The 24499-nt window shown below is 33.9% G+C and carries 15 protein-coding genes and 2 pseudogenes; 6 read left to right on the top strand and 11 right to left on the bottom strand.

Annotated features, from left to right (window positions below):
- Window positions 1-9 precede the first annotated feature (9 nt).
- The 4 genes from ACZZZT_RS21925 (at window position 10) to ACZZZT_RS21910 (ending at window position 4890) form a co-directional block, all read left to right on the top strand.
- The gene (locus tag ACZZZT_RS21925; RefSeq protein ID WP_042566655.1) at window positions 10-918 is read left to right on the top strand and encodes a PorP/SprF family type IX secretion system membrane protein; all 909 of its coding nucleotides are present in this window, start codon (window positions 10-12) and stop codon (window positions 916-918) included.
- A gap of 2 nt (window positions 919-920) precedes the next feature.
- Complete coding sequence (locus ACZZZT_RS21920) at window positions 921-2873, top strand: OmpA family protein (protein WP_463461928.1); 1953 nt, start codon at window positions 921-923, stop codon at window positions 2871-2873.
- A 215-nt stretch (window positions 2874-3088) separates the two neighbouring features.
- Window positions 3089-3346, top strand: a complete 258-nt coding sequence (locus tag ACZZZT_RS21915; RefSeq protein ID WP_463461927.1) for a hypothetical protein — start codon at window positions 3089-3091, stop codon at window positions 3344-3346.
- Complete coding sequence (locus tag ACZZZT_RS21910) at window positions 3313-4890, top strand: glycoside hydrolase family 2 protein (RefSeq protein ID WP_463461926.1); 1578 nt, start codon at window positions 3313-3315, stop codon at window positions 4888-4890. The genes ACZZZT_RS21915 and ACZZZT_RS21910 overlap by 34 nt, the downstream gene beginning before the upstream one ends.
- 58 nt (window positions 4891-4948) lie before the next feature.
- Here the strand turns inward: ACZZZT_RS21910 and ACZZZT_RS21905 are convergent, their stop codons facing one another.
- The 10 genes and pseudogenes from ACZZZT_RS21905 to ACZZZT_RS21860 all read right to left on the bottom strand — a co-directional run bounded on the left by ACZZZT_RS21905 (window position 4949) and on the right by ACZZZT_RS21860 (window position 21078).
- The gene (locus ACZZZT_RS21905; protein ID WP_463461925.1) at window positions 4949-5872 is read right to left on the bottom strand and encodes a glycoside hydrolase family 16 protein; all 924 of its coding nucleotides are present in this window, start codon (window positions 5870-5872) and stop codon (window positions 4949-4951) included.
- Between the two features lie 49 nt (window positions 5873-5921).
- On the bottom strand, window positions 5922-7193 hold the full coding sequence (locus tag ACZZZT_RS21900; protein WP_463461924.1) for an endo-1,4-beta-xylanase: 1272 nt from the start codon (window positions 7191-7193) through the stop codon (window positions 5922-5924).
- Window positions 7194-7443: 250 nt separating this feature from the next.
- Complete coding sequence (locus ACZZZT_RS21895; protein WP_463461923.1) at window positions 7444-8565, bottom strand: hypothetical protein; 1122 nt, start codon at window positions 8563-8565, stop codon at window positions 7444-7446.
- A 10-nt stretch (window positions 8566-8575) separates the two neighbouring features.
- On the bottom strand, window positions 8576-10099 hold the full coding sequence (locus tag ACZZZT_RS21890) for a RagB/SusD family nutrient uptake outer membrane protein (protein WP_463461922.1): 1524 nt from the start codon (window positions 10097-10099) through the stop codon (window positions 8576-8578).
- A 60-nt stretch (window positions 10100-10159) separates the two neighbouring features.
- Window positions 10160-13258, bottom strand: a complete 3099-nt coding sequence (locus ACZZZT_RS21885; RefSeq protein WP_463461921.1) for a SusC/RagA family TonB-linked outer membrane protein — start codon at window positions 13256-13258, stop codon at window positions 10160-10162.
- A gap of 482 nt (window positions 13259-13740) precedes the next feature.
- Complete coding sequence (locus ACZZZT_RS21880; protein ID WP_463461920.1) at window positions 13741-15186, bottom strand: hybrid sensor histidine kinase/response regulator transcription factor; 1446 nt, start codon at window positions 15184-15186, stop codon at window positions 13741-13743.
- 39 nt (window positions 15187-15225) lie between these two features.
- A pseudogene (locus tag ACZZZT_RS21875) lies at window positions 15226-15636 on the bottom strand (triple tyrosine motif-containing protein); the annotation flags it as partial.
- A gap of 5 nt (window positions 15637-15641) precedes the next feature.
- Window positions 15642-17900 (bottom strand): ligand-binding sensor domain-containing protein, encoded by a 2259-nt coding sequence (locus ACZZZT_RS21870; RefSeq protein WP_463461919.1) that lies wholly within the window; start codon window positions 17898-17900, stop codon window positions 15642-15644.
- Window positions 17901-18143: 243 nt separating this feature from the next.
- Window positions 18144-20444 carry a beta-glucosidase BglX gene (gene bglX, locus ACZZZT_RS21865; RefSeq protein ID WP_463462480.1) on the bottom strand — a complete coding sequence of 767 codons (2301 nt, stop codon included), beginning with the start codon at window positions 20442-20444 and terminating at the stop codon, window positions 18144-18146.
- 364 nt (window positions 20445-20808) lie between these two features.
- Window positions 20809-21078, bottom strand: coding sequence for a hypothetical protein (locus tag ACZZZT_RS21860; protein WP_042566645.1), 270 nt, complete (start codon window positions 21076-21078; stop codon window positions 20809-20811).
- Window positions 21079-21303: 225 nt separating this feature from the next.
- Here ACZZZT_RS21860 and ACZZZT_RS21855 point away from each other — a divergent pair.
- Together ACZZZT_RS21855 and ACZZZT_RS21850 are read left to right on the top strand one after the other, a co-directional pair.
- Window positions 21304-22331 (top strand): annotated as a pseudogene (locus ACZZZT_RS21855) (rod shape-determining protein).
- Window positions 22332-22674: 343 nt separating this feature from the next.
- Window positions 22675-23274 (top strand): DUF6624 domain-containing protein, encoded by a 600-nt coding sequence (locus tag ACZZZT_RS21850; protein ID WP_463461918.1) that lies wholly within the window; start codon window positions 22675-22677, stop codon window positions 23272-23274.
- An 88-nt stretch (window positions 23275-23362) separates the two neighbouring features.
- On the opposite strand, the gene ACZZZT_RS21845 is transcribed toward ACZZZT_RS21850, so the two are convergent.
- A complete protein-coding gene (locus tag ACZZZT_RS21845) occupies window positions 23363-24478 on the bottom strand; it encodes a PepSY-associated TM helix domain-containing protein (protein WP_463461917.1) in 1116 nt (371 codons plus the stop codon).
- Between the last annotated feature and the right edge of the window lie 21 nt (window positions 24479-24499).

The following is a 24499-nucleotide window of genomic DNA, read 5'->3' as shown; positions in this document are numbered from 1 at the left end:
ATAAAATAAATGAGAAAATTAGTTTTAGTTTTATTGTTTTGTTCGGTTGCAAGTTTTGCTCAGCAAGATGCGCAGTTTACACAATATATGTATAATACCATTAGTATAAATCCGGCTTACGCGGGTTCAAGAGGAGTCATAAGTGTTTTAGGACTTTATCGTACACAGTGGGTTGGGTTAGATGGTGCACCCGAAACAAGCAGTTTTTCTGTAAATACACCTGTAGGTAATAACGTAGGACTTGGAGTTTCATTAGTAAATGACAAAATTGGTCCTACAAATGAAAACAACATATCAGCAGATTTTTCGTATTCTATCCCAACATCGGCTACTGCCAAACTTTCTTTTGGTATAAAAGGATCAGCAAATTTATTCAAACTGGATCCCACAAAGTTAAACCCCGAAAATCAGGGAGATCCGCAATTTCAGGATTTTAAAAATAAATTTTCACCTAATGTTGGTGCTGGTGTATACTTGCATTCAGACAAAGGATATGTTGGTTTATCTGTACCCAATTTTATCGAAACAAATCGTTACGATGATAATGAAACTGCGATTTATAAAGAACAGATAAACTACTATTTGATTGCCGGATATGTATTTAATCTGGATCATTATGAGCAAATAAAGTTCAAACCCGCAGTTTTGGCCAAGATGATAGAAGGTTCACCGTTTCAGGTTGATGCTTCGGCAAATTTTATGTTTAATGACAAGTTTGTTGTTGGTGTTTCGTACAGATGGAGTGCTGCAGTAAGTGCACTGGCCGGATTTCAGATCACAGACAGTTTATATCTGGGTTATGCCTACGATCGCGAAACAACTAAGTTAGTGAACTACAATTCAGGATCGCATGAAATATTCCTGCGTTTTGAGTTTTTGAATAAGTATAGCCGAATAACATCACCAAGATTTTTCTAACCATGAAAATAAAAAATATAATTTATACCGTACTCATGTCTTTTTGCTTTTTTAGCGGAATGGCTCAAAAGGCACTTTTGCAAAAAGCAGAAAAGCAATATGATAATTATGCCTATGCAGATGCAATTTCGATTTACGAAAAGCTTGCCGCTAAAGGATATAAAGACGAAAAAATGTTTCAGAGATTAGGTAATGCTTATTACTTTAATGCCGAATTAACAAAAGCAGTTATTTCTTATGATGAACTTTTCTTTCTGAATCCCAAGCAGGAACCCGAATATTTGTACAGATATGCACAGTCTCTTAAAGCAGTGGGAGATTACGCTAAAGCGGATAAAATGCTCGACGAATTCAATAAAAAAGTAAATACAGATACCAGAGGGATTTTATTTGAAAATAACAGAAATTATTTAGAGCAGATCAAATTAAACTCTGGCCGATTTGAAATTGTAAATACCAATATTAATACAGAACAATCAGATTTTGGAACTGCTGTTTTAAACAATAACCTGATATTTAGTTCGGCACGTAAAATTAGAAAGAAAGAAGGAAAGACTTTTTTATGGACAAACAGAGCTTTTACAAATTTATATACTGCAGCCATTCAGCCAGACGGTAATCTTGGCACTCCGGTTTTGCTTAATACAAATGTTAATTCGAAATTTAATGAATCGACTCCTGTTTTTACAAAAGATGGCAAGACGATGTATTTTACAAGAAATAATTTTTTGGATGGAAAACGAGGAAAAGACGACAAGAATATTACCTTATTAAAACTGTATAAGGCTAGTTTCTTAAATGGTAAATGGGATAATATTACAGAATTACCTTTTAACAGCGATGCTTATAGTACAGCTCATCCGGCGTTAAGTTTAGATGAAAAGCAATTATTTTTCGCATCGGATATGCCGGGAAGTTTAGGTCAGTCTGATTTATACAGCGTAACAATTAATAACGATGGAACATTTGGAAAACCCGAAAATTTGGGGCCAAATATTAATACAGAAGGAAGAGAAACTTTTCCTTTTATTTCAGGAGATAACGAATTGTACTTTGCAACCGATGGACGTCCCGGACTTGGCGGACTGGACATATTTGTCTCGAAAATACTGGATAACGGAACTTTTGACAAAGTGCAGAATATCGGTGAACCGGTAAATACTAAGTTTGATGATTTTGCTTTTATCATTGACAGCAATACGCGTAATGGATATTTTTCTTCTAATAAAAAAGGAGGAATAGGCTATGATGATATTTATAAATTTACAGAGACAAGAAAATTAGTTTGCGAAAGAACTTTAAAAGGAACTATTTCTGATGGTAATTCTAATACTGTTTTAGAAAATGTAAAAGTAGTTTTGCTTGATGAAAAGCTTCAGGTTTTAGAAGAAGTGCTTACAGGTAAAGACGGCAGCTATTCATTCAAAGTTAACTGTAACAAAGCATATACTGTTCGTGTAATTGGAGAAGGTTATCCAGTAAAAGAAAATCAGGTTACGATTTCATATGCTGTTGATAATAAGCTAGATTTTACTTTAGAAAAAGAAAAAATAGAAATTAAAGAACCAAAACCAATTGCAATTGGAACAGATTTGGCCAAAACGCTAAACATTTCAATGATATATTTCGATTTAGGAAAATGGAATATTACAGATAAAGCAGCAATTGAATTAGAGAAAATATTTGCCGTAATGCAGGAATATCCAAAAATGAAAATAGATATTCGTTCGCATACAGACAGCAGATCATCTGTAAAATCAAATATGGTTTTATCTGATAAAAGAGCAAAATCCATAATGTCCTGGCTTGTAAAAAAAGGCATTTCCGCTAATCGATTAAAAGGAAAAGGATATGGCGAAAGCAAATTGCTTAACAGATGTAAAGATGGTGTAAAATGTAGTGAGGAAGAACATCTCTTAAACAGAAGAAGCGAATTTTTAATAATATCCATGTAATTTTAAAACAGCCCAATTCGAAAGAATTGGGCTGTTTTATTTTGGTACAAATTTATTGGGTACCTCAAAAATTAAATTAGCTTGCGGATTTACACCACAAAACTCCAGTAAATATTTCCGACCACCAAATCTATTCCATACCGTGTTCATTAGTCAATAGATTTTATATATTTACTATAACTATACCTGTAATAAGCATTTAAAGCAATTAAATTATGAATAAAAAAGCGCAGAAAATAGTGTTTAAAAAAACTAGATTATTGGTTCTGATTATGCTGTTTCTGGGCAATTATTTACAGGCCCAAACAGCAATGGTCAATGTTGAGTCGCGACACTTGTCAAGTTTAAATGGCCAGTGGCAGGTTATTCTTGATCCTACAAGAATAGGAGAGTGGAAGCAGGTCTGGCTGGAAAAAAAACAAAAAGCAAAACCGACTTTGTGGAGTATTCCTTTGATGGTGGACCAATGCTAAAAGTACCAGGCGACTTTAACTCACAATTATGCGAACTGACTTATTTTGAAGGTATTGTTTGGTACAAAAAAGTATTCGATTATAAATCTAATAATGCAAAAAGGCTGTTTCTGCACTTCGGATCGGTAAATTATTTGGCGGACGTATATCTTAACGGTGAAAAAATAGGAAGCCACGAAGGCGGATTTACTCCTTTTCAGTTCGAAATTACGGGCAAAGTAAAAGAAGGACAAAATTCACTAATCGTTAAAGCAGATAATGTGCGTTTGCAGAATGGTTTGCCCGGTGTAGGATACGACTGGTTCAATTATGGAGGTATTACCCGCGATGTTAATTTGATTGAAACCAGTAAAACATTTATAGAAGATTATGCTGTACAGTTAAAAAAAGGAAGCCTGAATAAGGTATTGGGATGGGTTCAGCTAAATGGAAGCAACGTAAAACAAAAGATTAAACTAAAAATTCCTGAACTCAACAAAACTTACAAAATCCAATCAGATAGTAAAGGGCACGCCAATATAGAGTTTGATTCAAATCTAAAGCTTTGGTCCCCTGAAAATCCTAAGCTCTACAAAGTAATCATTGAAGCTGAAACAGATACCATTGTTGATACAATAGGATTCAGATGTATTGAGGTGCAAGGAAATAAAGTATTGCTGAATAAAAAGTCAATTTTCCTGAAGAGCGTTAATATCCACGAAGAAAATCCAAATAAAGGAACCAGAGCATATTCAAAAGAGGATGCCTTACTCTTATTGAATTCCGCAAAAGAATTAGGCTGTAATCTTGTTCGTCTGGCGCATTATCCGCACAATGAAAACATGATTAAAGAGGCTGAAAAATTGGGACTAATGGTGTGGAGCGAACTTCCCATATACCAGCATATTCAATTTTCGGACAGTCTTGTTCCAAAAAAAATGGAAACGATGTTAAAAGAAATGATTCATCGGGACAAAAATCGCTGTGGGGTTGTGATCTGGAGTCTTTCAAACGAAACCTATCCGGGTACACCAAACCGAAATAATGCACTTATTGAACTAACTCAAAAATGCAGGGCCATTGATTCAACCCGATTAATCAGCCATGTTACCAATACACAATCTTACACCAATAACGCATTCAATGTGTCAGATCCGCTCTATGAATATTCTGATCTCATTTGTATTAATGAATACATCGGTTGGTATAATCCCTGGCAAGGTAAACCATCAGATGTAAAATGGAATTTCGGTTATCCCGATAAACCAGTATTTATTTCAGAGTTTGGCGCAGAAGCCCTTTATGGAAGTAATGCAGGACCTACAGATGAAGCTTCCGGCTGGACAGAAGAATATCAGAAACAGGTTTATATCGATCAAATTGAAATGTTTAAGACAATTCCAAACTTATGCGGCATCTCGCCATGGCTATTATTTGACTATAAATCATTGGGAAGAATGAATCAGGTCTATCAAAAAGGATACAATAGAAAAGGATTGTTATCTGAAAAAGGAGAAAAAAAGAAGGCGTGGTATATTATGAATGAATATTATAAAAAAAGATGAACATAAAAAAAGCTTCAGAGAAATCTGAAGCTTTTGTGTTACTGATTGCGATATAATTTTAGATTGGTCTTTTGTAAACCGTAACATCATCTACCCACATCATTACAGATGAAAATAAGTTAATCTTATTAGGGTCTATAAAATTAGAGTCTTTAGATCCCACATTCATATTGAAAATAATCGAATGTGTTCCAAAATTATTAAAATTTAGATTGGCTACACTACTGTTTGTATACGTTGCAACAGTTATATTGTCAACCTTTATGGTTACTGTTACGACATTGTTTTGCATCTTCCAGAAGGATTCATATAAGTGCCATCCGTTATTTCCGTTTAGATTAAAACTACCGGGATAGTTTCTTTCGGCAGCGTTTCCTAATAAATTGTTTCCGGAAGAAGTTCCATAAAAAATATTTGAAGTATAACGGCTCGCATTTGGTGCAAAAGAGTAACCTTCCAGAATATCAATTTCTCCTTTGGTTGGCCATGCGTTTTGCTGTACAGACCAAAAGGCCGGCCATGCACCGTAAGTATCTGAGAAAGATTTGTAGGTTCCGCCATCCATCGCTATTAATTTAATATTAGCAGAAAGCATATACTCTGTATTGTTTTCTGGTTTGTATTGGTAATGAGAAGAAATGAAACCAGATTGGTATTTGTAAGCACTTAATTTGGTTGTTTTGATTTCTAAACATTGTCTTCCATCCCTCCATTGTGTGGTAGGTACCGAACTATTATAGTCACAATACCAGGAATTATAATCCGCTCGTTGTTCTTTTGTCCATTGCGACAAATTAGAGCCTACATTGAATGTGTCTTCAAATTGTTTCACCCAGGGTGCAGCGGCTATTTTACCTGTACTTGCAGCGGTATTTACGCTTGACAATTGCTCTTCTGCCAATACAGGATTTGTACTATCTGAGCAGGATGCAAATCCTAAAACACAGGATAATGCTAATGATAACAAATTTAATTTTTTCATAAGTTTTTGTGGTTAATTAATAGTATAGTAAAGTATTATGCTTTAAAATTTAATCTAAACCTTCCAGAAATCCGGTATGCGAACTTTTGATAGCAAAATTGGAGTCATACAATAAAGGCCAGTCATTTCCAACATGGTTCAGATCTGTACTATACGGAATCCAGGATTCATTATCCTTCATTCCCCAAATCGTTAAAGCGTATTTATTTGCTGCCGGAATTGCATTATAGATTTTTACCATTTCCTTGTATTTTGCTTTTTGGGCTAACCTTCTTTCATTTGTAAAAGTAGAGATGTCATTAAATGGATTGACCTGAATGTCTAATTCTGAAACGTGAATTTTCAGACCTTTTGAGACAGCTCTGTTAATATCTGTTTCGATTTGAGTTTTCGTTGGGCTTAAATAAGTATTATGCATTTGAAAACCAACACCATCAATAAGGTTACTTGTTTTTAGATCATCTATAATGCTAAAAACTTTATCTTGTTTTGGGATATTGGCAGACGTTGCATAATCATTATAAAACAATAATAAGTTGGTGTCACCTGCCGCAGTTGCTGCATTTCTTGCCCATTGAAAACAATCTTTTACATAATTAGGACCCATTCGTCTAAGAAAAATAGTATTTCTCATATTTCCTCCATTGTCATCTACAGATTCATTAACCACATCCCATGATTTTACTTTTCCGGCATAATGCGTAACAACATCCGTAATGTATTTTTTTACTTCCGCAGCAAATTCAGCATCAGTACCTGAAAAATCGGTTAACCATTTTGGTACTGAATTATGCCATACTAAAGCATGACCGTGAACATTGATGCCATTTGAATTTCCGTAAGCAACAATTTGATCAGCCACCGTCCAGTTATAAACACCGCTTGCAGTAGAAATTTGATCCATTTTCATTTCATATTCGGCAGAAATACTGCTAAATTCATTTTTCAAAATAATATCATAAGGGCTTCCGCTGGTTAATTGCGAAGCCTTTATTGCCATACCAACAAAAAATGGATTTGCCGCCTTATTGACTTTTACTTTTAAAAAAGTAGGATCTTCAGGAATACCGTCTGAACCAGTAGTTACAACACTAATAACATTTGAATAATCTGAAATCTCTGTTTCTGATTTGGCTCTTACTCTGTAATAATATTGCGTGCCTCCTGTTAAACCAACCACAACTTCATTTAAATCAGTCACTTCTTTTGCATTGTAATTGGGTACAAATGCTGTAAAATTTTCGGTTGTAGAAACATCCAAAAGGTAGCTTTTAGAATTCGAAACATAATTCCATTTAGCTTTAAAACCATTGTCATTCACATCTTTTGGTGCGTTTGCAACTGGATTTTCTAAAGTTTCAACAGTTTCATTGTCATCTTTAGAACAGGCAGTTAAAAAAAGAAGATACTGCTGAGCACTAGTAAAAATTTAATTTTCATACTGTTTTTTTATTATAGAATATTTTGGAATACTCTTATTATATTTTCTTTATTATTTATGTTATAATTTACTTGTATAAAGAGGCTGCTTTAATGACAGCCTCTTTTTTGTTAAAGCAAATAATCGTCAATTATTCGTAACGAATTTTAATATTATCAAATTTTATTACACTAGGATTTGGCGTATCACTCTGTACAATTCCTACTTTGATTTCATTAACTTTAGAAGCGTCCAGCGTAGTGGCAGGCAGTCCAAACCCATAATTATCTTTAAAATCAGCTAAGGTTATGGTTTTTGTTGTCCAATTCACATCCGTTACTTTAAAATTATAACCATAGTCTTTACCATCAATAGTGTTTAATTGTATGGCGAATTGAGCGCCTATTACATTGGCACTTACGTCAATATCTATAAAAGTTTTTGTAGCATCAGTGTTTGATGCAGTTAAAAAACTAGTTCCTCCGCCGGCGCTGCTTCCGTTGTAACCGTTGGTAGTTGAACCAGTCCATGCAAGTGTTGCGTAATTACCTGTTGGGCCACCTGTAGTATTTGCGTTAAAACTATCGATATCGCCATAAGAATTCCAGCTCGTTCTGACACCGTTTCCGTCAAAATCAGACACGATAACAATAACTTCCGGAGTAACAGGAGGAGGAATCTGTATTACTTTTTTTGCTATACCTCCCGGCGTTGTAAGTACTAACTCTGAGCCAAAGACTGCATCTTCAGGCACACCGATAATAATTGAAGAAGATGATTTTGAAGTATAACTTATTGCTTTTCCGTCTAAGGTTATAGAAGAAATATTATAAAACCATGTACCTTCAATTTCAAGCGGAGATCCCGGAGTTGCTATTTCAGGAATTGTTTTTGTAATGGTAGGAACAGGCTGTAAAATTTCAATTTCTTTTGTAAACGAACCAGCAGCAGTTTCAAATGTAATGGGTTGTACACCAAATCTGCTTCCTAGTTTGTCATCGAAGGGAACAGTAAAAATAAACGCTTTATCTGAATTATGATTAGGATTAAAACTGATATTAATTTTATTATCCAGCGTAATCTTTTTTAGTCCCGCTAAACCTTCACCTTCGACCCTAACTTTATTTGACGGGAAAGCCTGATTAAGTAAATCTCCGGGTTCAGCAACCATTGCATCTATAGTTGCAACAGTACTATTATCATCATTTTGGCAAGCTGTAAAAGAAACCAGAGCCAAAAGAATTATAATTCTATATTTTATTTTATTGATCATAGTATAAAAATTAATTGAAGTTAAAAGGAACCGGCGGTTCTAATAATGATGGATTAGTATCAATAGCAGATTGAGGTAATGGCAATTCAAAATAATTGTTTCCCGGAGTTATCTTTCTGGAAACCAAGTCTGTTCTGGCATCATCAGAATAAAAACCAACTTCCTGCTGTGAAATAATTGCTGTAGCTTCAGCAATACCGCGGCGTTTTAAATCAAAGAAATATTGTCCTTCAAGTGCAAATTCAACTCTTCTTTCATTAAACAGATCATCTCTTGTAAGTATTGTTTTAGCTGGTAATCCGGCTCTTGATCTCACTTCATTAAAAGCGATTAAAGCATCTGCAGAAGTAGTAGAACCTGCTCCGGCCAAAATCGCTTCGGCATGCATTAATAAAACATCAGAATATCTTAGTATAATCGTGTTTTGTGATGTTCTCATAAAAAACACATCGTTTCTTTCGGCTGCAGAACCTACAATGTATTTTCTGAAATTAGCTCCTGTAGAAGAAAGGATTTTTTTGTATGTGAAACCACCTTGATTTTTTAATAATTCAGGATAAAAGTCACCATCTGTCATAATCGTGTTCTTTTTTCTGGTATCATTTGGCTCAAATCCAGCTTGTAGTGAAATAGAAGGCAGGTAAACTCCCCAGCCGTCACCGCCACCAGTTATTCCTGTACCTCCCGGAACTATATAGGCCTGATTGGTATTTTGTGTTCCCCATTCTGTAGCAATCGCTTTCCATTGCAGGGCAAACATACTCTCTGCGCTGTTATTATTTTCAGGGCTGCTAAATAAGTTTCCGTATTCCTGGATTAACTTATATTGGTTTCCAATAATTTGCTGGGTTAAGGCTGAACTTTCTCCGTATTCATTTAAGGTTAAATGCACTTTTGCAAGAATACCCATAGCAACATATTTAGTAACATACCCTTTTTTTAATGGTTTTTCAGGTAAATTTTCAACAGCATATTCCAAATCCTGTTTTATAAATTTATACACATCAGCAACGAGATTTCTTTTTGGCTGTGCAGCAGAACCTGCTTTACTAATAATTGGCACAGCACCAAAAGTTCTCACAAGATAGAAATACGCATTGGCTCTCATAAATCTGGATATTGCAATCGCTTTTTTATAAGATGCTTCAGGCAATTCGCTTTTTCTTTCTTCAACCAGACTCATTAAATTATTAGATTGATCGACAACCGAAAATAACGAAACGTATCCTTCTGTCAGGATTGGGTTTTGCGAGGTTACCTGTGCATCTTTAAATTGCGCATAAGCACCATCAAACGAAAAAGCATTTCCCGCATACATATCTCCTACAGCAATCAGGAATTTATCATTAAAAGTAAACCACGGCTTAAAGTACAAACTCTCAGCGATTCCGTCAAAGGCGGTAACTCCTTCGGGCAAATCTGCCGGGGTTAATTGATTTTCAGATGGTGCATCCAAAAAATCATCTGAACAGGAAAATAAAGACAGCAATGGTATTAGCATTCCCATCATAAAAAGTTTAAAAAGTTTTTTCATAACTACTTTTTTTATGTTAACGATTATGAATCATTAAGTTAAATGTGTTTTTTATCAATTTTAGAATTCTAAATTCACTCCCATAGAAATTGTTCTTGGCACAGGATATCTTCCTAAATCAATACCGCTCAGGGTTATATTTTGATCTAAATTTCCAAGGGCAGGGTCAAAACCGGAGTATTTAGTAAACGTGTATAAATTTTGAACATTTGCGTACAATCTTACTTTAGAAAAAATAGAGTTTTCGAATATTTTTTCTGGTAAATCATAACTCAGGGAAACATTCTGAATTCTTAAATAAGAACCGTCTTCAACAAATCGATTCGAAATTCTGCCATTACCATTTGGATCATTAAGTGTAATTCTCGGAACATCAGTATTTTCATTTACTCCAGGTTCAAAAGCCTGCAGAGCCTCAGTACTAACGTTTCCGAAACGATCTCCAAATCCCGGATAAATGCCATCTGTATAATGACGTGTAAAGTTGTAGATCTGGTTACCCTGACTTCCTGTTAAAACAACAGATAAACTGATGTTTTTATATTTAAAGTTATTGGTAAATGCATACGTAAAATCAGGAATTGCATCTCCTATGGCTGTTTGATCCTTACTATCTATTTTTCCATCGCTGTTAAGATCTTTAAAACGAATATCTCCAATTCCGGTTCCTGTTTCCTGAGTTGGTCCTGCAGCTAATTCGGCAGCATTTTTAAATAATCCATCAGTGACATATCCATAAAATTGTCCTACCGGCTGTCCTTCTGTAGTTCTGGTAACGTTATACAAATCAAATTGTACTTTTCCTAACAAAGATTTGCCCTGACCCTGAAAACTGGTCAGCTCATTATTGTATTTGGACAAAATAATTGTACTGTCCCATGTGAAATTTTCGGTAACAATATTTCTTGTATTCAAGGTAAATTCAACTCCTTTAGTTACAATCTCGCCTGTGTTGAGGTAGTAATTAAGTGCACTTTGATTTGATTCATCGTTGATTTGTTTAGTCAGGAAATCTGAAGAATTCTTAACATAATAGTCAAAATCTATTTTTACTCTGTTATCAAATAATCCTAATTCAAAACCGGCATTGAAAGATTTAAGAGATTCCCATTTAATATCCGGATTACCTAAATTATCAATTGTTGGCGAAACACCTCCAAACGGTGATGAAAGTAACGATAGTATGGTTTGATACCTGTTTGCCGGAATATTTTGATTTCCAACAAGACCATAACCTGCCCTGAATTTTAAATAATTTATAGTTTTTGATAAAGGCTCAAAGAACTTTTCGTTACTTACTGTCCATCCTCCTGAAAATGATGGGAAATATCCCCATTTGTTGTTAGGACCAAAATTTGACGAAGCATCTGCTCTTAAAGACGCAGAGAAAGAATATCTGTCAGAAAAGCTATAGTTTAATCTCGAAATATAAGATGCCATCGACCATCTGCCAGAACCATTTCCGTTAAGTGCAGTATCAATATCGCCAATGTTTAAGTTCGTAAAATTCTTATTTAAAAACTCACCCGTTCTGTAACCGCTTAAATATTCATAACGGCTTTCCTGAGCTTCTTGACCTAATAAGAAAGTAAAATTGTGATTTTCATTTAGCGTTTTATTATAAGTCAGATAGTTTTTAATGTTCCAATAATAACTTTGATCCTGTTGTTTGAATGATTTGTTTAAAAGTTCAGACACATTTCCTAAGGTATATTTAGGTGCAAAAGCACTGCTTTTTGAAAAATTAAGGTCATATCCTAATTCAGATCTAAAAACCAATCCTTTGATAATCGTAAAATCAGCAAATAAATTACCATTAATTTTAAATCTTTCTGTAGTTGAATTATTGTATTCCGACAATGCTATTGGGTTCGTTGCTTCATTTGCCGAAGATCCTAAACCACTTGTTGGTCCCGCATAAGAACCATCGGCGTATCTAACTGGTAATTCCGGCGATTGTCTTAAGGTGTTCATAACCAAACCACCTCTGTCATCGTTTCTTACTACTTGTTGAGACGACTTACTTACGGATAAGTTATTACCAATTTTTAGCCAGGATTTAACATTAGAATCTACATTTAATCGCATCGATAATCTGTTGAAATCTGAGTTTAGAACAATTCCTTCCTGATCAAAATAATTTAAAGAAGTATAATAACGAGTTCCGTCTTTTTCACCAGAGAATGACAGCTGATGATTGTACATTGTAGCGGTTCTAAAAAGCTCATCCTGCCAGTTTGTTCCATTACCCAATAAATTAGGCTTTTGATATTGATACGGAACAGGCTCACCATTTAATTTGAAAATTTTTGCCTGATAAGCAGCGTATTGAGGCAAGTTTAAAACATCAACAGTATTGGTTACCTGTTGAGTACCTAAATAGGTTTCATAGGTAAACTTTGATTTTCCTTTTTTCCCTTTTTTGGTTGTAATCAAAACGACACCGTTGGCACCATTTGCACCATATATAGCCGTTGCCGATGCATCTTTTAAAATATCAATAGTTTCGATATCAGAAATATTCAAACCTGATAAAGCCGAGTTTTTAGTTTGTCCGTTTCCTCCACCTAAAGCGCTAAAAGAAAAAGAGTCGTTGTTTTTATCTGCAAAAACGGGTGTTCCGTCAATAACGTATAAAGGCTCGTTACCGTTAATGGAAGTTATTCCTCTAATTTGAACAGAGATTCCGCCTCCGGGAGTACCTGAATTTTGAGTAACGTTTACCCCTGCAGCCTTACCCACAAGAGCCTGATCGATAGAAGTAAACGGTTTGTCCTGAATTTCAGAAGCTTTAATAGAAGAAACAGCACCGTTTATATCTTTTTCTTTTGAAGTTCCGTATCCTATTACAACAACCTCATTTAATTTTTCCAGATCATTGACCATAACCACCTGCATTACTGATTTTGCGGGCAGTATTAAATTTTTATATCCTACATAACTAAAAAGCAATGAAGCTGTTGGTTCGACATTGTTTAAGGCAAAACTACCGTCGAAATCGGTAACAGTTGCGTTTTTTGTTCCTTGTACTATTACACTAACACCTGGCAGACTGGTTCCGCCTGATGTTACTTTACCTTTAACAGTTTGAGCAAAGAAAAAATTTCCCCACATACACACTATTAAACACAATAGTTTTTTTAATGTTCTTTTCTGCATAAAATTTGGTTGTTAGACTGAGTTAAATAATTAGTTATTTTAGTTTGTAAAAAATATTTAATGGGTTGGTTTTTGTCTCACTTATTATTTGAGTTGTGATAAAAAACTATTTCTTAAATATTTCTTAACGAAAGTAAAATCTACAGCAGTCCAAGTGTAGAACAGATGAAGCAAATCATGCATCATTTGATGCAAAACCGCATCTCAACCCTCTGTATTTAAATAATAAGAGGTAAAAACCACAAAACCACCAATGAAGTATTGGCAAAAAATTATACTTTAAAATATATTTTGCGAAATTATATTGTAGTATTTTTATTAAAATAACAAGTTTACGCCAATTAAAAAAAATCCTTTTTTAGAAACACACCAACAAAAAAAGCCCTAATTTAAATCAGGGCTTTCTAAAATTATTATCGCTTTTAAAAGTCTTTTTACCTCTCTTCTATATTCTATATTCTATATTCTTTCATCTTTCTTCTCTATTTCTTAGATCCCGTTTCCTGTGTAGGCAGATGCCCGTATTTAAGTTTATAACATTTGGCAAAATAAGAAGGGGAGGTGAATCCTACTTTATAACTGATTTCATTGATATTAACAGTATTATTGCCTTGTTCGAGCAATTGTTTTGCTTTTTCTAATCGTACATTTCTAATAAACTCATTTACAGAAACACCTGTTAGCGTTTTTATTTTTCGATACAATTGACTTCTGCTCAGGAAAACTTTAGAAGAAAGCAGCTCCACACTTAAATCAGATTCGCTCAGGTTTTCATTAATAAAATGAAGGATTTTCTGAATGAAATCATTGTCTAAAGAAGTTGTTTTTTCCTTTCCATCTTTTGTGATACCGGTATAAAATTTCTTAAACATTATTTGTCTGCTTGTAATAAGCTGCGCCAGACTGGATTTTAAAATATCCAATTCAAATGGTTTGCTCAAATACATATCTGCACCAGAATCTATTCCTTCAATCCTGTCCTGTACCATTGCTTTTGCAGAAAGCATTAATAACGGAATATGACTTGTTTTTAAATCTCCTTTTATGTTTTTACACAACTGTAATCCGTCCATTACCGGCATAATAACATCTGTAATTATGATATCCGGCAATTTCTGAACGGCCAGTTCGTAACCTTTTTTCCCGTTTTCGGCTGTAATAACTTTATATAATTTACTCAATTCCGTTTTCAGATAATTTCGTAATTCAAGATTATCCTCAACAATCAAAACGGTATATGCTTTTGCACTATCTGCTTCAATTTCTTTTGTTGGCTCGTCAGGAATCTCTTCATCATCTTCCTGATATTTATTCGATTCAAACAAGAACTTATTTTTATTTTTTTCTAGTTCAAAAACTTCATTCACTACTTCATTTTCCTTATAAAAAGAGTTGCCTAAAGGAAATATTACCATGAATTTTGTTCCTTCTCCCGGTGTACTTTCAACATCAATTTTTCCTTTATGAAGCTCAACAAATTCTTTTACAACCTCTAAGCCAATTCCGGTGCTTCCGTAGTAATCTTTATTTAGGTTATTAACCTGATAAAATCGATCAAAAATTCTTTTCAAATCCTCTTTGTAAATTCCTGAACCTGTATCTGTAATGGTTATTGAAAAGGAGGGAACCTTACTTCCATTAATTATTAAGGAATTATTCTCATCTAATTTATCGATAGAAACAGTAATAAAACCATCATCCGGAGTAAATTTAAAGGCGTTTGAGATGATATTGAATATTATTTTTTCCAGCATTTTAGGATCTAACCAATCTTCAAGCTCATCAATTGATGGCTCAAAATCAATAGTTATGTTTCTCGCAGCTGCTTCCTCATCAAAATAGCCTATAATTTCTTTTACAAAAGCGATCACTTCAATTTTTTTAACCTGAAGGAAAATTTTGTTGAACTCTAATTTATTAAAATCCATAAGCTCATTAATAAGCCTCGAAAGCCTGTCTGAGCTTTTATGTACCGTTTTTAATTTGTTATGTATTTCTCGTGATACGTTTTTACTTCTTAAAATATCTTCGAGAGGGTTAATAATTAAGGTCAATGGTGTTCTGAATTCATGCGAAATATTAGTGAAAAACTGTAATTTTTTATTGTTTAATTTCTCTAACTGAATTGTTTTTTCTCTTTCTAAAATTATGGATTGCCTGGCTTTAAAGCGATTTTGATAAATCTTGTTGAAATATATAATCAGGAAAACTAAAATTGAGGCGTATATTAAATAAGCCCAAATGGTTTTCCACCACGGAGGAAGGATTTTTATTTTTAGCTCTAACTGAACATTACTCCACGAACCATCTGCATTGGCCGATTTTACTTTAAAAACATAATTACCTGGCTCCAGATTGGTGTACGTAGCGGTTCTGTTATTGTCTACATAATTCCAGTCTTTTTCAAAACCTTCAAGATAATAGGCGTATTGGTTTTTTTAGAATAATTATAGTTTATCCCCACATATTCGATCGTAAAAACAGATTGTGCATGATTGAGAATAATTTCTTTTGTCTGCGAAATTACTTTGGTTAACGGCGAACCTTCTTCATTTGGTTTTACAGATTTATTAAATAATTTGAAATCACTAAAATACAGCCTTGGCGCTTTTTCTATTTTTTTAATTTCATTAGGATTAAAATAATTTACTCCTTCATAACCACCAAAATACAGTTCGCCATTTCCATCTTTAAAGACTGCATTATTATTAAAATCGTTGTCAATAAGACCATCATCTTTATTGAAATTGGTGCTTTGTTTGTTTTTAAAATCGAGTTTTGTTAGCCCGGATCCACCGCTTATCCATAAAGATCCATTGTTATCAGAAATGATGGCACGAACTGATTTTTCTTCAAAACCCGGAAAATCATCATAATTAGAAAATATCTTGTTTTTTTTATTATAACTAAACAGTCCTTCACCATCTGTACCGATCCATATTTTTTTATCGTTGGATTCATAAATTGATAAAATGGTCTGAATACCACTATATTTTGTTTTATCCCTGAACATTTCATCGCGCATATTTATCACTCTAAAACTGGAATCGGCATTTAAGTGTACCTGATATAACCCTAAAATTGTCCCTACCCATAAAATATTATCAGAGTCAACAAAAACTTTGCGAATGAAGGCTTCGTCTAAAGAGTTGTCTGCAAATGGTTTAGTGTTACAATGCACGAATGTATTGCTCTTATTGTCAAAATAATGAAGTCCTTTTATGAAAGTTCCAATCCAGATTCGGCCTCCGGAATCTTCAGAAAAACTAAAAATCCTATTCGATTTCAGTCCTGCTGTATTTGTCGTATTGTAGTTTATGAATCGGGTAGTTCCATTTTTCAAAAAATAGATACCGCGATCCCAGCTTCCTACCCAGATATTTTGTTTACTGTCTATGAATATAGTCTGAATATCAACAGCATCAAGACCAGAATAGTAACTTTGATTGTTTTTGTTAACATGAATGTAAGTTTTAGCCGAAAGATTATATATATCAAGTCCGCCGCCTTCATTACTTATGATCAGATTGCCCTTTTTATCTTTTATAACTGAAGTTACATAGCTTGTTTGCAGGGAATTATCATTGTTAACAAGCGACTCAAGCGAATTGAATTTATTATTAGGTTTATCAAATACGCCAAGCCCTTTATTGAAATACCCCAACCAAAGTCTTTTTTCCTTGTCTTCGTATAACGACCATACGGAATTCGACTTTAAACTAAAATTATTGTATTTGCTGTGCAGGTATTTTTGCAGTACTTCTCCTTTAAAATTTACAACTAATAAGCCATCATTTTCGGTACCGCAAAGTATATAATCCTGACTGCTTTGTATAATAGATAAGATTTTATTTTTGGTAATAAAAAAATTCTCAAATTGGTAGTTATCCGTTTCAGGTTTAATTTTTATCAGCCCATTTTCAGTCGTTCCCAGCCATAAATACCCAAATTTGTCTATAACAACACTTTCTATATCATCTAATAAAGGTTCTCTTTTAAACTTGTCTTTATAAACCTGCTTTACTTTTCCGTTTAGATCGATCTCTAAAAGTCCATAACTGGTTCCCAAATAAATAATTCCCTGTTTATTTTTTACCGAACATTTGATTAAAAAGTTTGGTTTTTCGAGAACTTTTGAGTGCACTAAAGACGCTTTCAGGGTTTTTGTATTTACTTTAAATAATCCAAAACCATAAGCACCTAAAAGTATGTCGCCATTGTTATCTTCAATAATGGTTTTTATAGTAATTGGCTGTTCGTAGCCTTTTACAATTGCATCCTGAATATTGATTTTAGTAAAATTATCCAGATCCCGATTGTACAAACATAAGCCTTCATCTGTACCAATCCATAAGTTATTTTTAGAATCAATAAAAGTGGCATAAATAAAGTTACTGTTTACTGAACCCGGTTTTTTATCATGTTTATATCCAAAATAATTTACCCCGTCATATCGATATAATCCTGCGCCGTTTGTACCTATCCAGATAAAACCATTATGATCCTGAATGATAGAAGAAATAGCCCTTTTTGAAGTAGTTTCCTGTATGCTTCTAAATTGGTAGTTTTCAAATTTATCCTGAGAAAACAAACAATTTATAAGACCAAAAAAGCACAGAAGAATATATTTGATATTTTTCATTTACATTTTAATATTTATCAATTCTATTAGAAATAAAATTTATAATTGATTTTATTTAATCATATCTAAAACAATATTAATAAAACTAAACAGAACACTTACTTTTTTATCCAGATTTACCATATTGCTAAAAACCTGAGTAGATTAATGACCTCATAAGGATTAATCGTACTCAGGCTATAAATTGCTTAAAAATAAATCAAATAATAAGGGTTATCTTTTTGTTTTTAAGTTCGTTAGCGTTTATTTTAGTTCGAATTTACTCGTAAGACCTTCATTAGAATTCCAGCCAACCATAACATTAAACAAACCAGCTTCGGTTAAAAATTTACCATTGTTGTCATAAAAACCAAGTTCCTTGTCAGTTAAGGTAAACTGAACGGTTTTCGTTTCTCCTTTTTTTAATGCAATAAGTTCAAAACCTTTTAATTCCTTCACAGGTCTAACCACACTGGCGGCGACATCATTTATATACAACTGAACTACTTCTTTCCCATCAAAATTTCCGGTATTGGTAACATCAACACTTAGTTCAATTTTTTCACCTTTCTGGAATGAGGTTTTTGCTAATTTCAGATTTTTATATTCAAAAGAAGTATAGCTTAATCCATAACCAAATGGATATAATGGTGTTTTTTCGACATCAATATAATGAGACCAAAAAGCGTTTTGATCTTTATTGGTTGGTCTTCCTGTATTGTACAAATTGTAATAAATTGGACATTGCCCAACGTTTCTTGGAAATGACATTGTCAGCTTGCCACTTGGGTTATAATCTCCGTACAAAACCTGTGCAATTGCATTTCCGGATTGGGTACCTAACTGCCAGGCTTCAACAATAGCAGGAATATTTTCTGCTGCCCAAGGTAATGCCAGCGGACGCCCGTTATTTAAGACCAAAACGATATTAGGATTTACTTTGTAAACTTCTTCTAGCAATTGCTGCTGATTACCAGGCAGACCTAATTCAGTTCTACTGCGTCCTTCGCCACTTTGAAAACCAATTTCTCCTAAAACCATTACCACAACTTCTGCTTGTTTGGCGGCCTTTTTAGCAGCTTCAAATCCGGAAAAATCGGTTGAATTAATTTTTACTTCATCAACAAATACTTGTTTATTTAAAGCCACATCAGTTCCTTTTTCATAAACTAATGTATTGTTTTTATATTGCTGCATTCCTTCTAAAACCGATATTGCTGTATTATCATCAGCGGCAATTCTCCAACTTCCAAGCGGACTGGTTTTATCATTTGCCAAAGCACCAATTAAAGCGATTTTTACTCCTTCTTTTTTTAATGGCAATAGTTTTTCATTCCTCCCCGGCGGACTAGCATTCTTCAATAAAACTATTGATTTTTTAGCCATATCCAGAGCAGCATCATTATTGGTCTTGTTTCCAATACTTGATTTTTCACGGGCTTCATCACAATATTTATATGGATTATCAAACAAACCTAATTCAAATTTTACTCTAAGAATTCTACGAACAGCATCGTCGACCACACTTTCTTTTACCAGTCCTTTTTTTACCAACTTCGCCAATTCTGTTACATAAACATTTGATTCCATATCCATGTCAGAGCCTGCAATAGCGGCTTTTTGAGCTGCATCTGCTGCATCTGCTGCGTAACCGTGGGTAATCATTTCGGCTATAGAAGCCCAGTCAGAAACGACAAAACCATCAAATTTCCAGGCTCCTTTTAAAATGTCTCTTTGTAAAAAACTATTTCCGGTTGCCGGAACTCCGTTTAATGTATTAAATGAATTCATGAAAGTACGAATCCCTGCATCGACAGTCGCTTTAAATGGCGGTAATACACTATTGTACAACTTAGAATTACTCATATCGACACTATTGTATTCTCTGCCTGCTTCGACAAAACCGTAACCTGCAAAATGTTTGGCGCAGGCAATAATAGAGGTATTAGCACTTAAGCTCTCTCCCTGAAATCCTTTAACACGAGCGGTAGCAATTTTGCTGCCCAGATAAGGATCTTCTCCGGCACCTTCCATTACGCGTCCCCATCTTGCATCATTCGAGATATCTACATTAGGCGCAAAAGTCCAGTTCAATCCGGAAGCAGAAGCTTCAATAGCAGCAATGCGCGCCGAATTTTTAATGGCTTCTAAATCCCAGCTTGCAGCTTCAGCCAGCGGAATAGGGCTGAGAGTTTTATAACCATGTATAACATCAAAACCAAAAAGTAACGGAATACCAAGACGGGTTTCTTCAACAGCTATTTTTTGTACGGCTCTTACTTCTTTAACGCCTCTTACACTTAGCATAGAACCTACCAGCCCTTTCTTTATATTATTGTATTTTTCTTCATTAGAACCTGATTCGGGTTTTGGGCCTGTAACATCCCATGAACCATTGTATTGATTCATTTGTCCTACTTTTTCTTCTAATGTCATTTCTTTCATCAAAAGTGAAATTCGTTCTTCAATTGGTGTATTGGTATCCAGATGTTTTTTTGATTGTGCATATCCGTTTCCAAAAACGATTAGCAGTAAAAAGGCATATTTTTTAATTGGTCTTTTCATCATTGTGTTTTAGTTAGCATCGAATTTTTTAAAATCTGTATATATCATGCATTATCTTTTTTAGTATGATTTATATAGGTTGTAAATGTACTTTTACAGTAGTGTCGATAGTACAAGATTTGAAGCATTTTGTAAAACAAATGATGTATTTGCATGTCTTTAAATAAACAAAGAGATTGCTATTAAAAGTTTTGGATAAGATTTTTAATAAATTGATAAAAGCAGTAGAGGTGATTTAGTTAGAACTCCAAAGACCAAAATAAAAGCCTCCATACTTATTTGTGTAGAGGCTTTTTTGACATTTAATATCTTGATAAGACAAAAAAATTATGGAAACTAAAATTATTTCTTGGATTAGATTTTCCTATAAGTTTTCGTGCGTTGTTGTCTGATAATTTTCAATTTCCGATTTTATAACATCTTTATATTTGGCAATCCCAATTCCTATTATCGGAATAGACAATTTTCCTACTATTGAGCCAGCCTGTTTATGGCCTGTTTTATTTAGGTACGAAGATAGAAGTAAAGCACCAATTGCTCCAAAAAGTATCACTTCTCCGGGAACGTCTGCAATTTTAGATTCTATTAATTCTCTGATGTCTTCAAGATTCTCCTGATTGATTAAGTTTTCCATATTTTTATTTTTAAGTGATTCTGTTTATATGAATTAAAATTATGGGTAAAAAAACATTTTCACTTTATATAATTGAATGATACAGTTATATGATTATCATTATGACCTAAATTATTGTCTGACTTTGAAGTAAGTAGAAAAAAATAGTAAAATATATTTAAAATTTATCTTTATAGAGAATAAAAACATTAGCATTAGCGTTGTTTAAATAAAACAATACTATATATGGGCTTATTTGATTTTATGATAGTGGAAATAGCGATGGATTTAGGAACGGCAAATACTTTAATAATTCATAATGGAAAAATAGTGGTAGACAGTCCTTCGATTGTAGCCAGAGATATTAGAAACGGAAAAATTATTGCAGTTGGTAAAGAAGCGAGTTTGATGCAGGGTAAAACGCATGAAAATATTAAGACAATCCGGCCTCTTAAAGATGGGGTTATTGCAGATTTTGATGCCTCAGAGAAAATGATCAACTGGTTTATAAAAAATATACCAGAATTAAAAGAAATTTTTTTACTCCTGCACTTCGAATGGTAGTCTGCATTCCCAGCGGTATAACTGAAGTAGAAATGAGAGCGGTAAAGGAGTCGTGCGAACGTGTAAATGGTAAAGAAGTATTTTTAATTCACGAACCTATGGCGGCCGCAATTGGAATTGGATTAGATGTAATGCTTCCAAAGGGAAATGTTATAGTAGATATTGGAGGCGGAACTACCGAAATTGCGGTTATTGCTCTGGGAGGTATAATTTGTGACAGTTCTTTAAAAATTGCAGGAGATGTTTTTACCAGCGATATTTTATATTATATGAGAACGCACCATAACTTATATATTGGAGATGCAACCGCAGAGATAATAAAAATTGATGTTGGTGCCGCGATAGAGGAACTCGAGGATGCTCCTGACGACATAACAGTTCGTGGAAGGGATCTTCTAACCGGAAAACCTAAGGAGGTTAAGGTTAGTTATCGTGAAATTGCAAGAGCTTTGGATAAATCAATACAAAGAATTGAAGATGCTCTTATGGTAACACTTTCTATAACCCCGCCAGAACTTGCTGCTGATATTTATAATACAGGATTGTATCTTGCAGGAGGAGGAGCACTGCTGCGCGGTCTTGATAAAAGACTTTCACAGAAAACAGATTTGCCGGTTTTTATTGCAGAAGATCCATTAAGGGCAGTAGTTAGAGGTACAGGTATTGTTTTAAAAGATATCTCGAAATACCAAAGTGTACTTATAAAATAAATTATTGATGAAGTTTTATAACTTTAGTGAGTTTTAGACTTAAGGCTGAACCAAAATTTTGCCATAGTTTTTAAAATCCGAATTTTCAACATTAAAATTTAGCTATAAAAAAAAGTCCTAATGAAAATTAGGACTTTTTTAGTGGTTCTAATCTGTTATTTGGCATAAACTGAGTTATTAAAGGATTTGGGGAATTGGTTTAATTGAAAGTGGGTTTGTATTTAGGATAAAATTTGGCAAATTCGGTGAATGGTCTTAATTTAGTCCTAAACCCGCTGTAGTACCAGAAACGTTATTAATTGTTTTTTGGGAAGATAGTTTGCCTGAATTAAACGATATCAAAATGGATTATAAAAGCATTGCTAAAAAAATAATTGACCTGAAAAACGCAGACTTGGTGTTAAGGGATAAACTTGTGAAAAGCGGGCAGCTTAGCGAAGGGTATAATGATGAAATGAAAGAATTGCATAACAGAAATGCAAAAACATTAAACGATATAATTGACACTATAGGTTATCCAACAACAGATAAAGTTGGTAAAGAAGCAAACGAAGCGACTTGGCTGGTCATACAACATTCAATTGGACAACCAGTATTTATGAAAAAGTGTGCAGAACTATTGAAAAGTGCCGTTAGCGAAAATAAAGCAGACCCAAAATATTTGGCGTATCTTACTGATCGAATAGCAGTATTTGAAGATAAGCCACAACTTTACGGAACTCAATTTGATTGGGACGAATATGGAAATTTAAGTCCAAATCTTTTTGATCATGTAACCAAAGTAAATGAAAGAAGAAAATCAATCGGACTTAATACTCTTGAAGAGCAAACAGAAATTATAAGAAAACAGGCGAAAAACGAAAATCAATCGCCACCGACAGACTTTGAAAAAAGAAAGAAGGAAATTGAAGAATGGAAAAAAACTGTCGGCTGGATAAAATGAAAACAAGCACTAAAACAATTGACGTTTTTGAATTCTCTGCTGAAATGAGCGGTTTTGAACTTTCCTGTTCTCAATTACAATGATATCGCTACTTATTATTTTTTCTTTTTTTCCTTCCCAGCCATATTATTAAACCCGTGATAGGTAGTGTCGCAGCAAAAAGGCAGACCAAAAAAGCCAGGATTTTTGTTGGATAACCATAGATGCTTCCTGTATGAATGGGATAAATAAGACGGCGCACTTTATCGCCTCGGCTAAAAGATTCGTAAGGTTTTATTTTTAAAAGCTCTCCCGTATATTTATCAAAATATGCCATACTTGAAATATTTGGAATCGATTTTTCAAGGTTGAGTTTAATCACCATAATACTGTTTATGGTATCAGATGGGATTCTGATTTGAGTATCGCCTTTATATTTATAAATGCTGTCTGTTTTTGAAAATATGTTTTGATAAAAAAACGTTTTCTCAAGTTTAGGATCGACTTTTGTCGGATTTTCAACTTTGGCTGAAGGCTTTTTTGTTGTTCCGTCTGCGAGTAAATAGATACTGCTTTCAAACCATTTAAAAGACCATGTTAATCCGGTCAGCGATATTATCAGAAGAAATAAAAAGCTGTAGAAACCAAAATTTGAATGAAAATCCCAATTCACTCTTTTAAAAGAGGCGCTCCATTTCACGGTTAATCTTTGTTTTAGGTTTTTGATTTTTTTCGGCCACCATAAAATAAGACCAGAAATAAGCATAAAAGCAAAAATAAGACAACTACAGCCGGTAATAAATTTTCCGACTTTTCCTAAAATTAAGTGACGATGCAGATCGAGCACTATAGAAAAAAACCTGCTTTTTTCAGGAATAGAGGCCAGCACTTTTCCGGTGTAAGGATCTACAGAGAAAATCTGATCGCTTTTATCGGCATCGGTTCCGGAAACAATTACGGTTCTTTGAGGATCTTCATACGTTTGAATACGATCTAACTGAGTGATTTTATATTTTTTCTGAATAGCATTTACATAAACATCAACGGGTAATTTTTTTGTTCCGATAGTCGAAACCTGATAAAATTCAGGATTGACAAAAGCATCAATTTCTTCTTCAAAAACTAAAATACTTCCGGTAAGTGCCACAATAAATACAATAAGCCCGGACGAAAGTCCGAGCCATAAATGTAAAAATCCAATATTTTTTTTAAATGTTTTATTCATAGAAGGTGAGAAATAGTCTCA

The organism is Flavobacterium sp. AC274 (genome assembly GCF_979258275.1).
This window is presented reverse-complemented; position numbering and strand designations above follow the sequence as displayed.